The organism is Streptomyces sp. NPDC020490, from assembly GCF_044335305.1.
In the GTDB taxonomy this organism is placed as follows: Bacteria; Actinomycetota; Actinomycetes; order Streptomycetales; family Streptomycetaceae; genus Streptomyces.
Genome location: NZ_JBIRUY010000014.1, coordinates 28,571 through 40,187, shown reverse-complemented (window position 1 = coordinate 40,187; position 11,617 = coordinate 28,571). Strand labels below are relative to the sequence as shown.

The 11,617-nt window shown below is 72.6% G+C and carries 6 protein-coding genes; 4 read left to right on the top strand and 2 right to left on the bottom strand.

Going from position 1 to position 11,617, the window contains the following annotated elements; all coding sequences use genetic code 11:
• The first annotated feature begins 257 nt into the window (after positions 1-257).
• Entirely contained in the window at positions 258-1,229 is a 972-nt protein-coding gene (locus ACH4ZX_RS16820) for a LacI family DNA-binding transcriptional regulator (protein WP_398272977.1), read from the top strand.
• 51 nt (positions 1,230-1,280) lie between these two features.
• Here the strand turns inward: ACH4ZX_RS16820 and ACH4ZX_RS16815 are convergent, their stop codons facing one another.
• Both ACH4ZX_RS16815 and ACH4ZX_RS16810 read right to left on the bottom strand, forming a co-directional pair.
• On the bottom strand, positions 1,281-3,032 hold the full coding sequence (locus tag ACH4ZX_RS16815; RefSeq protein ID WP_398272784.1) for a cellulase family glycosylhydrolase: 1,752 nt from the start codon (positions 3,030-3,032) through the stop codon (positions 1,281-1,283).
• A gap of 122 nt (positions 3,033-3,154) precedes the next feature.
• Positions 3,155-4,636, bottom strand: a complete 1,482-nt coding sequence (locus ACH4ZX_RS16810) for a glycoside hydrolase family 43 protein (protein WP_398272782.1) — start codon at positions 4,634-4,636, stop codon at positions 3,155-3,157.
• Positions 4,637-4,913: 277 nt separating this feature from the next.
• Between ACH4ZX_RS16810 and ACH4ZX_RS16805 the strand changes: the two genes are divergently transcribed.
• Genes ACH4ZX_RS16805 through yicI form a run of 3 tightly spaced genes read left to right on the top strand, consistent with a single transcriptional unit; the run spans position 4,914 to position 11,454 of the window.
• The gene (locus tag ACH4ZX_RS16805) at positions 4,914-7,781 is read left to right on the top strand and encodes a glycoside hydrolase family 3 C-terminal domain-containing protein (protein ID WP_398272780.1); all 2,868 of its coding nucleotides are present in this window, start codon (positions 4,914-4,916) and stop codon (positions 7,779-7,781) included.
• Positions 7,778-9,175 (top strand): GH1 family beta-glucosidase, encoded by a 1,398-nt coding sequence (locus tag ACH4ZX_RS16800; RefSeq protein WP_398272778.1) that lies wholly within the window; start codon positions 7,778-7,780, stop codon positions 9,173-9,175. Before ACH4ZX_RS16805 ends, ACH4ZX_RS16800 begins: the two co-directional genes overlap by 4 nt.
• The gene (gene yicI / locus ACH4ZX_RS16795) at positions 9,172-11,454 is read left to right on the top strand and encodes an alpha-xylosidase (protein WP_398272776.1); all 2,283 of its coding nucleotides are present in this window, start codon (positions 9,172-9,174) and stop codon (positions 11,452-11,454) included. The genes ACH4ZX_RS16800 and yicI overlap by 4 nt, the downstream gene beginning before the upstream one ends.
• The last annotated feature ends 163 nt before the right edge of the window (positions 11,455-11,617 follow it).

Below are 11,617 nucleotides of genomic sequence, written 5' to 3'. Positions count from 1 at the left end.
GACGAGCGGTGTCACAATGACGCCCTCAGCAGGCGAGGGGATGGGGACAGGCGGCTGTGCCGGACAACCGATCACAAATACCTTCGGCGGAAGAGACGGTAGCGACCGAAGAAGCCCAAGAGGTCGGAGAGGCCCAAGAGACCCAAGAGGCCGAAGAGGCCGAAGAGGCCGAAGAGGCCGAAGAGGCCGAAGAGGCCGAAGAGGCCCAAGAGGCGGCGGAGCGGAGCGCGCGGGCCGGCGGGCCGGCGGCCGTCACCATCGCGTACATCGCCGAGTCCGCGGGCGTCTCGGTCCCCACCGTGTCGAAGGTGCTCAACGGCCGGCCCGGCGTGTCGGACGGCACTCGGGCCCGCGTCGAGGAACTCATCCACCGGTACGGGTACCGCAAGCCGCCGAAGAACCGCAGCAACCTCGTGGAGCTGGTGTTCCGCGAGCTGGAGAGCATGTGGGCGGTGGAGATCATCCGTGGCGTCGAGCGGGTGGCCCGCAGGAACAAGGTCAGTGTCCTCGTGTCGGAGTTCGGCCTCAAGGACGCGCCCGCCAGGACCATGGACGACACCGTGGGGCGGCGCCCGCAGTGCGTCCTGTCGGTGGCGCAGCTGTCCGAGGCGGAGCGGGAACAACTGACCGCGAAGGGCATCCCGTTCGTCGTCTTCGACCCCAACGAGGAACTCCCCGACGACGTGCCGTTCGTCGGCGCCACCAACTGGAGGGGCGGTCAGCCGGCGACCCGGCACCTGACCGGACTGGGACACCGGCGCATCGCCATGATCAACGGCCCCGATCACCCGTTCTGCCGTGCGCGTCAGGCGGGTTACGCCTCGGCGCTCGCCGAGGCGGGCCTGCCCGTGGAGCCGGACCTGGTGGTCAAGACCTTCCTCACCCGGGAGGACGGCTACCTGGCGGCACGCGATCTGCTCTCCCGGCCCGATCGCCCCACCGCCGTCTTCACCGCCAACGACATGCAGGCGCTCGGCGTGTACCAGGCGGCGCGCGAGCTCGGGCTGCGCATCCCCGAGGACGTCAGCGTGGTGGGCTTCGACGACGTACCGGCCGTCGCCTGGGTGGACCCGCCCCTGACCACGGTCCACCAGCCGCTGGCCGAGATGGCGGTGGCCGCCACCGAGCTGGCGCTGGCCCTCGGCCGTGGCGAGGCCGTGCCCCAGGCCGGACTGGAGATCGCGACCACGCTCACCGTCCGGGAGAGCACGGCCCCGCCCAAGGACTGAGCGGGCAGGGAAGAGCCCCGGGTGCCGGGGCGGCACCCGGGGCTCGGACGGTCAGGAGGCCGTGCCGGTCACCGAGCTTCCGGACTTCGTCACCTGGTACGTCACGGTGGCTCCGCTCCAGAAGTGGAAGGTGAGCGTCACCGGCGCACCGTCGTGCAGCGCGTTGAGGAAGTCCGGGGTGAGCAGGAGTGCGTTGCCCGGATAGTCGGGGGAGAAGGCCGCGTTGAACTCCTGGTACGGAGTCCAGTTGGTCTGGCCGGCGTTGCTGCCGTCGGCGTACTTCGCCTCCATGGTCGCCAGCAGGTCGCCGCGGAACTGCGTGGGTATGGTGAGACCACCGGTGGTGCCGGTCGCGTTCGTGAGGACCGGCGTGTCGTACGTGGTCACGTAGATCTTCCAGGGCAGACCCTTGGAGAACCGGGCCTCGACGGTCGCGTTGGTCCCGTAGGCGCGGTCGCCGGTCAGCCGGGTGAGGGCGGTGGCCGTGAGGGTGAGCTGGTTGCCGGAGACGGTGTAGTCCCGGCCCGAGGTGAGCTTGGTGCCGCCCTGCCACAGCCCCTTGAAGGTGATGCCGTTCGGGTTCAGCGTCAGCGTCTTCGCCGTGATCGCACCGGACTTGGGCACGAAGACCCGGTCCGAGGAGGCGGTGCCGGAGCGGGTGGTCCAGCTCGACTTGATCTGCGCGATCAGGGCGGGGTCACGCCACTGCAGCGTGTCGCGGTTCAGGAACGAGTAGGGATCCCACAGGGCGGTGGTCACCCCGGCGGTACGGGCCGCGTAGCCGAACTGCTCGAAGTACTTGAGCGCCTCGCCCTGTTCGACGCGGGAGGGGTGGGTGTGGTCGGGGTAGCCCAGCAGGCCGTACTCGCCGATGTAGACGGGGATTCCCTTGGCGACGAGGGTGTCGCGGATCCTGGTGAAGGTGTCGGTCATGTCCTTCTGCGCGGTCTCGTCGTACCGCGTGCCGCCGGCGACGTTCACGCTGAACGGGTACCAGCCGTAGTAGTGCACGGTGGCCACGAGGTTGGTGTCGTTCAGCGCCGTCATCTTGCTGACCAGGGCGTCCATGTAGGTCTGGCCGGCGTTGCAGAAGAGGGTGGGCAGCATCAGCAGCCGGGTCGCGTTGTTGCCGCCGGAGGCGCGCACGATGCCGTGGAACGAGGTGTCCAGCTCGTCGAGGTACTGGATGCTCTGCGCGTCGCCGACGTTCTTGAACTGCGGCTCGTTGACGCTCTCGAAGAGCAGTGTCTGCGGGGAGTCCCTGAACTCCGCGGCGACCTGCTTCCAGATGGCGTTGAAGCGGGCCAGGACGTTGTCGTGGTCGGTGGGCATGGCGGAGATCCACTGCCACGAGTCGTGATGGACGTTGATCACGACGTAGAGGCCGTCGGACAGGGCCCAGTCGACCACCTGCTTGACGCGGTTCATGAACGTCGCGTCGATCGTGTAGGGGGCGGTGGCGGACTGGTGGTCGGTCCAGGTGACGGGGATCCGCACGCTGCGGAAGCCCTCGGCCTTGATGGTGTCGAACAGGGCCTTGGTGACCAGCGGGTTGCCCCAGGACGTCTCGTCCGGGATGGCGTCCAGCGTGTTGCCCAGGTTCCAGCTGGGCTGCATCGCAGCCACCGCGCTCACGGGGCTGAGCGTCCGGGTCCTCAGCCCCGCCGACGCCTCCTCGTGGTTCGGTGCTGCTAAGGCGCTGGTGCTGGTCAGCCCGATCGCGGCGACCAGCGCCAGCAGCAGGCCGAGCACCCGTCCGGCACCGCGTCCGCGGTGGCCGCCGGGGCGTTGTGTTCCCTTCATCTCTGACCTTTCTTCGTTGGCCGAGCGGGGGGTTCCGCCCGTGGGGGGTCGGTGAAGGCAGGGGGCGAGGGGGAGGCGGGCCGGCCCGGGACGGCGAGGGCGGCCGTCACCGCGTGGCCGGTTCAGGGGGCGAGCGGCTCGTAGTCGAACCAGTCGAAGTGGACCGTGCCGGCCGAGGCGTACATGCCGATGACCCTGCCGGTGAAGCCGCCCGCGACCTCGGTCGACAGATAGCGGCCGTCCAGCGTGCCGAGCACGGTGAACGTCCCGTCCGGCTCCTCGACGCCGAGCGTGAGGGTGTCGGGCCCCGTGCGGGCGTCCCGCGGAGGGGTGTCGCTCACACGGAGGCCGAGGACCACGGGCCCCGGGGGCACGGGCCGGGACCCGACGACGGTACGCAGCGGCCCGACGCGGGCGAGCACGCGCACCTCCCCCTCGGACGCCTCGATCTCGTAGTGGTGCTCCTCGTCCAGCCGGACGGCGAGACCTCCGCGGCCCTGCGCCGGATCGATCCGGGTCCGCACCCGGCAGGTCAGGTGCTGCTGGCGGCGGCCGACGAAGACGACGTCCGGATCGTCCAGGCCGTCGCCCCGGGCGCGGAGCGTCAGCCAGCCGGTCCGCTCCTCGGTGGTGCAGTGGGCCTCCGGGCGGTTGCGCACGGAGATCCAGTACGGCCGCAGATCCGCGAGGTCGAAGTCGTCCCGGCCGGACTCGACCGGCCCGGGGACGAGCGGCCAGGGCGGGGCGGGCAGGCCGGGCGCCACCTCGCCGACGACGGGCCAGCCGTCCGCCCAGGTCACCGGCGCGAGGAAGGTCTCACGCCCGAGCACGTGCCAGCCCGGCGTGCCACCGCGCGGCCGGACGCCCAGCAGCACCATCCACCACGAACCGTCGGGACCCTGCACCAGGTCCGCGTGGCCGGTGTTCTGGACGGGACGATCCGTACTGCGGTGCGTCAGGATCGGGTTGGCCGGGCACGGCTCGAACGGACCGTCGGGGGTGCGCCCGCGGGCGATCGACACGCCGTGGCCGCGCTCGGTGCCGCCCTCCGCGATGAGCAGGTACCAGTACTCGCCGATGCGGTACAGGTGAGGCGCTTCCGGGGCCAGGGCGCCGGGGGTGCCGGACCACAGCCGCCGGGGCGCTTCCAGGGTCTCCCCGGTGTACGGGTCGATCCGGACCTGCGAGACCCCGGCGACCGTGCACCAGCAGGTGCCGTCCTCGTCCCAGGCGAGGTCCGGGTCGATGCCCTTGACGCCGGGCAGACGGACCGGGTCGGACCAGGGCCCCGCGGGGTCGGTGGCGGTGAACAGCATGTTGCCCTCGCCCTCGGCCACGTTCGTGACGATGAGCCAGAAGCGGCCGTCGTGGTGGCGCAGGGTGGGGGCGTAGATGCCACCGGACGACGCGGTGCCGACGGTGAGGCGGAGCTGGCCCGGCCGGTCGAGGGCGTTGCCGATCTGCGTCCAGTGCACCAGGTCGCGGCTGTGGAAGACGGGGATGCCGGGGAAGTACTCGAAGCTGGAGCAGACGAGGTAGTAGTCGTCGCCCACGCGGCAGACGCTGGGATCGGGGTGGAAACCGGGAATCACGGGATTGGTCACGGTGGCGTCCGCCGGCCGCTCCTCCGGTATGCCGTCAGGTCCCTGTGACTGCTGGCTGGTTGTCGTTGTCACGGCTGGTTCGTCCCTTGTTCCCTCAGAGCGTCGAAGCGCTTCACCCGGCGGCGAACGCTAATGGCATGTATCTGCCGAAACAAGGGGGAGAACGCAGCGAAACTTTCTTCACCTCGGGCTATTGACAGCCCTCCGGGCTCAATGTCAGCGTCGAAGCGCTTCGACGATATGCTCTTCGCATCAGTCTTCTCTAGGGGTTTGCCACGTGGGATCTCCGTCCCTGCCCGCCACCGGCGGGGTTCCGTTCCGTGATCCCGCGCTGCCGACCGGCGAGCGCGTCGACGACCTGCTCGGCCGGCTCACCCTCGACGAGCGGATCGCGCTGCTGCACCAGTACGCACCGGCCGTCCCGCGGCTGGGCGTCGCCGCGTTCCGCACCGGCACGGAGGCGCTGCACGGCGTCGCCTGGCTCGGCACGGCGACGGTCTTCCCGCAGGCCGTGGGCCTGGGCGCGACCTGGGACGAGGATCTGGTCCGCGAGGTCGCCGAAGCCGTCTCGGCCGAACTGCGCGCCTTCCACCACCACCGCCCCCCGGTGGACGGCATCGGCACCCCCGGCCTCCAGGTGTGGGCGCCCGTCGTCAACCTGCTGCGCGACCCGCGGTGGGGCCGCAACGAGGAGGGCTACTCCGAGGACCCGGTGCACACCGCGCGCCTCGGCACGGCCTACTGCCGGGGCCTGGCCGGCGGCCATCCGGCCTACCTGCGCACGGCTCCGGTGCTCAAGCACTTCCTCGCCTACAACAACGAGCACGACCGCAGCGTCACCTCCTCCGGCCTGCGCCCCCGCGTACTGCAGGAATACGACCTGGCCGCCTTCCGGCCCGTCGTCGCCTCGGGCGCGGCGACCGGCGCGATGGCCGCGTACAACCTGGTCAACGGCCGTCCCTGCCACGTCAGTCCGCTCCTGGAGACGGAACTGCGCAGCTGGGCCGCGCCGACCGGACACGAGCTGTTCTGCGTCAGCGACGCCGAGGCGCCGGCCAACCTGGTCGACCCGGAGCACTACTTCGACGACCACGCGGAGGCCCACGCCGCGGCGCTGAAAGCCGGCATCGACAGTTTCACCGACCTGGACCAGGACGGCTCGACCACGGCCGGCCGGCTGCGCGAGGCCCTGGCACGCGGCCTGCTCGACGAGGCCGACATCGACCGCGCGGCCCGGCGCCACCTCCAACTGCGTTTCCGGCTCGGCGAGTTCGACCCGGACCTGGATCCGTACTCCGCGATCGGGGCGGACGTGATCGACTCCCCCGAGCACCGGGCCCTCGCGCTGCGCGCCGCGACCGCGTCGGTGGTGCTGCTCAAGAACGACGGCCTGCTCCCCCTCCGGGCGGACCGCGCACCGCGCATCGCCGTCATCGGCCCGCACGCCGACACCCTGTACGAGGACTGGTACAGCGGCACCCTGCCCTACCAGGTCGGCATCGCGTCCGGGCTGCGGGCGGCGCTCGGCGCGGGCGGCGGCGACGTCGTCACCGAGGAGGGCGCCGACCGGATCGCGCTGCGCTCCCGCACCACCGGCGACCTCCTGGCGGGCACCACGTTCGACGTCGCCGAGTGGGGCGACGGTGTGCTGACCCTGCGCGACGCCGGGACCGGCCGCCACCTCGGCCGCAAGGACGACGACTCGCTCGCCGTGGACCGCCGGGTGATCAAGACCTGGTACGTCGACGAGACGTTCACCCTGGAACCGGAACCGCTCGGCGAGCCCGGCACCGTGCTCCTGCGCCACGTCCGCACCGGCCGCTACGCGGCGGTCGACCCCGCCGACGGCCGGGTCCGCGTCACCGCCGACACCCCGCGGACCGCCGAACGCTGGCAGCGCGAACTGCTGCGGGACGGCACGGCCGAGGCACGCCGGGCCGCCGCGGCGGCCGACGCGGCGATCGTGGTCCTCGGCAACCACCCGCTCATCAACGGCCGCGAGACCGAGGACCGTTCGGGCACCGCACTGCCCGGCACGCAGGAGGCCCTGCTGCGCGCGGTCGCCGAGGTCCGCCCGCGCACGGCGCTGGTCGTCATGAGCAGCGGCCCCTTCGCCGTCGACTGGGCCGACGAGCACCTGCCCGCCGTGGTGTGGACCTCCCACGGCGGGCAGGAGACGGGCCGCGCCCTGGCCGCCGTACTGCTCGGCGAGGCCGACCCGGCCGGCCGGCTGCCGCAGACCTGGTACCGCGGTGACGACGAGCTCCCGCACCCCCTCGACTACGACGTCATCAAGGCGGGCTGGACCTACCAGTACCACCGGACCGCGCCCCTGTACGCCTTCGGGCACGGCCTGTCCTACACCGGCTTCGCCTACCGCGACCTGCGGCTGTCGGCCCCGACGACGGCCCAGGACGGTGCGCTGGACGTCTCGGTGACGCTGTCCAACACCGGGCTCCGGCCCGGAAGCGAGGTGGTGCAGCTCTACGTCCGGGCCCTGGACGCACGCTACGAGGCGCCCCGGCTGCGGCTCGCCGACTTCCGCAAGGTACGGCTCGGACCCGGCGAGAGCCGGGAGGTGGCCTTCCGGCTGCCCGCCGAACGGCTCGCCCACTGGGACGTCGCCACCGGCACCTTCACCGTGGACCCCGGCGCCTACGAGGTCCTCGTCGCCCGCTCCGCGGAACACGTCGTCCTGACCGCCCCGCTGACCGTGACCGGCCCCGCCCCCGCACCCCGCGCGGTCGCCGGCCGGCGCACCCGGGCCGCCGACTTCGACGACCACACGGACATCACCCTCGTCGACGCCACCCGCGCCGCCGGCGACGCGGTCACCCCGGCCGGTTCCGGGCGGCCCACGACGCTGCTGTTCCGCTCGGCCGACCTGCCGGGCGTCACCCGCTTCGAGGCGGAGGTGGCCCGCGAGGACACCGGGCCGGGCGGGGCGGTGCTGGAGGTCCGGGCCGGCGACCGGCTCATCGCCGCCACCGCCGTCCCGGTGACCGGCGGCCGCCACACCTGGACGACGGTGACCACCGCGACCACGTCCCCCGTCGACGGCGTCCACGACCTGCGGCTCACCCTGCACGGCGACTTCCGCCTCGCCTCCTTCCGCTTCGACTCCCCGAAGGTTCACAACGCATGACCGATCAGGTCTTCCCGGTACTGCCCGCCGGCTTCCGCTTCGGCGCCGCCACCGCCGCCTACCAGATCGAGGGCGCCCACGACGAGGACGGCCGCGGGCCCTCCGTCTGGGACACCTTCAGCCACACACCCGGCCGTACGCTCGGCGGCGCCACCGGCGACACGGCCGCCGACCACTACCACCGCTACCGCGAGGACGTCGCCCTGCTGCGCGACCTCGGCGTCGACGGCTACCGCTTCTCGATCTCCTGGCCCCGCCTGCTGCCCGCGGGCACCGGCCCGGCGAACCCCAAGGGCCTGGACTTCTACGACCGCCTGATCGACGAACTGCTCGCCGCCGGCATCGAGCCCTGCGTCACCCTGTACCACTGGGACCTCCCGCAGGCCCTCGAGGACCGCGGCGGCTGGCGCGTGCGGGAGACGGCGGAGGCGTTCGCGGCGTACACGGCCCTCGCCGCCGAGCGCTACGGCGACCGGGTACGGCGCTGGATCACGCTCAACGAGCCCTACTGCTCCGCCTTCGTCGGCCACGCCGAGGGACGCCACGCGCCCGGCACCCGGGAGGGCCGGGGCGCCCTGGCCGCGGCCCACCACCTCCTGGTCGGCCACGGTCTGGCGGTGCGCGCCCTGCGCGCGAGCGGTGACCACGAAGTCGGCATCACCCTCAACCTCGACCGGATCCACGCCGCCTCGGACCGGCCCGAGGACCTCGCGGCCCTCCGCCGCGCCGAGACCCTGCACAACGACGTCTGGACCGAGCCGCTGTTCGCCGGACGCTACCCCGAGCACGAGGCCGAGACGTGGGCCGGGCAGGCGGACGGCCCCTGGCGGCTCCCGGACGACCTGCGCCTGATCGGCACGCCACTGGACTTCGTCGGCCTGAACTACTACCGGCCCATCTGCGTGGCCGCGGCGCCGCACCAGGCCGACGACCCCGCCGGACGCACCGCGGTGGACATCGGCGTGGCCGAGGTGGACCCGTACGGCACCCGGCACACCACCATGGGCTGGCCCGTCGTCCCGTCCGCGTTCACCGAACTGCTCCGCGACCTGCACGCCCGCCATCCGCGGCTGCCTCCCGTCTGGATCACCGAGAACGGCTCCGCCGAGGCCGACACCGTCGCCCCCGACGGCCAGGTCCACGACACCGACCGGATCGGCTACCTCGCCGACCACCTGCGCGCCGTGGCCGACGCCATCGCCGCCGGGGTGGACGTGCGCGGCTACTACGTCTGGTCGCTGCTGGACAACTTCGAATGGGCACGCGGCTACGAGCAGCGTTTCGGCCTGATCCGCGTCGACTACGACACCCAGACCCGCACCCCCAAGGACAGCTACCGCTGGTACCGGGACCTGATCACCGCGCACCGCGCCCGTACTGAGGAAACCCGATGAAGTTCACGGACGGCTACTGGCTCATGCGTCCGGGCTGCACCGCCCACTTCGCCGCCGAGATCACCGACGTGCGCGCCGACGGGCACCGGATGACCCTCTACGCGCCGGTGAAGCAGGTCACCCGCCGCGGGGGCACCCTCAACAGCCCGCTGCTCACTGTCGAGTGCTGGTCCCCGGCCGAGGGCGTGATCGGGGTGCGCACCACCCACCACGCCGGATCCGCGCGCCGCGGACCGGACTTCGCGCTGCCCGGCGCCGGCGAGGACGCGGGCAAGGTCGGCCGCGAGGGCCCGCTGCTCACCCTCACCTCCGGCGGGCTGACCCTGCGCGTCGACACCTCCCGCCCGTGGCGGCTGGAGTTCGTCGCGGACGGGCGCGTGCTGACCTCCGCGGGGGAGCGGGGCAACGGATTCGTCACCGACGCCGAGGGCCGCCACCACATGGTCGGACAACTCGCCCTCGGCGTCGGCGAGTCGGTGTACGGCCTGGGCGAGCGGTTCACCCCGTTCGTCAAGAACGGCCAGACGGTGGACATCTGGCAGGCCGACGGCGGCACCAGCAGCGAACAGGCTTACAAGAACGTCCCGTTCCACCTCACCAACCGCGGCTACGGCGTCTTCGTCAACCACCCCGGCAAGGTCGGCTACGAGGTCGGCTCGGAGTCGGTCGGCCAGGTGCAGTTCAGCGTCGAGGACCAGTCGCTGGAGTACTTCGTCGTCCACGGCCCCACCCCGAAGGAGATCCTCCAGCGCTACACCGCGCTGACCGGCCGCCCGGCCCTGCCCCCGGCCTGGGCCCTGGGCCTGTGGCTGACCACGTCCTTCACCACCGACTACGACGAGGCCACCGTGGGCGGCTTCATCGACGGCATGGCCGAGCGCGGCATCCCGCTGAGCGTCTTCCACTTCGACTGCTTCTGGATGCGCGCCTACCAGTGGTGCGACTTCGACTGGGACTCCGAGACCTTCCCCGATCCCGAGGGCATGCTGGCCCGGCTCAGGGAACGCGGCCTGAAGATCTCCGCCTGGATCAACCCGTACATCGCCCAGAAGTCCCCGCTGTTCGAGGAGGGCATGCGCGAGGGCCACCTGGTGCGCCGGGCGGACGGCAGCGTGTGGCAGTGGGACCTGTGGCAGGCCGGAATGGCGCTGGTCGACTTCACCTCCCCGGCCGCCCGCGACTGGTACACCGGCAAGCTGCGCACCCTGCTCGCCCAGGGCGTGGACTGCTTCAAGACCGACTTCGGCGAACGCGTCCCCACCGACGTCGTCTGGCACGACGGCTCCGACCCGGAGCGGATGCACAACTACTACACCCACCTGTACAACCAGGCCGTCTTCGAACTGCTGCGGGAGGAACGTGGCGAGGGCGAGGCCCTGCTCTTCGCCCGCTCGGCCACCGCCGGCGGCCAGCAGTACCCCGTGCACTGGGGCGGCGACTGCGACTCCCACTTCGGCGCCATGGCCGAGTCACTGCGCGGCGGCCTCTCCCTCGGCCTGTCCGGCTTCGGCTTCTGGAGCCACGACATCGGCGGCTTCGAGGGCACCCCCACCCCGGCCGTCTTCAAGCGCTGGGTGCAGTTCGGCCTGCTCTCCTCGCACAGCCGCCTGCACGGCAGCAACTCCTACCGCGTCCCGTGGGACTACGGCGACGAAGCCGTCGAGGTCACCCGCGAGTTCACCCTCCTCAAGCACCGCCTCGCCCCCTACCTCCAGCGCGCCGCGCAGCAGGCGCACACCACCGGCGTCCCGGTGATGCGCGCGATGCTGCTGGAGTTCCCCGACGACCCCACCGCCGCCCTGCTCGACCGCCAGTACATGCTCGGCGACGACCTGCTCGTCGCCCCCGTCTTCTCCGACGACGGCACCGTCGAGTACTACGTGCCCGAGGGGACCTGGACCAACATCCTGACCGGCGCCCGGGTCACCGGCCCGCGCTGGGTGACCGAGCGGCACGGCTTCCACACCCTGCCGCTGCTCGCCCGCCCCCAGTCGGTGATCCCGCTGGCCGCCGACGACCAGCGGCCGGTCTCGGCGTGGGCGGAGGACGTCGAGCTGCGCGTGCACGCCTTCGCCGACGGGGCCGAGCGCACGGTCGTGATCCCGCGCACCGACGGCACCGGCGAGACGGCCCGCTTCCAGGTCCGCCGCGAGGGCGACCGGCTCCGCGTGACGACCGACAGCCCGCACCCCTGGCGGCTGCGGACCGGCGGCCCGGGCGGCGCCGTGCACACGGTCACCGGGGGAGCCGCGGTGACCGAGGTCCCCTACGAGGACTGAGGCGTCCGGCGCGCCGGCCAGGCGCCCGGACCATCCCGCCGCGGGGGGGGGCGGGGGGGCCCCCCGGGGGGGGGGGGGCGGGCCGGGGGGGGGGGGGGGGGGGGGGGGGGGGCCGCCCCCCGGGGCCGGCACAGGGGCGCACGCGGGGGGCGGGGGGGGGCCC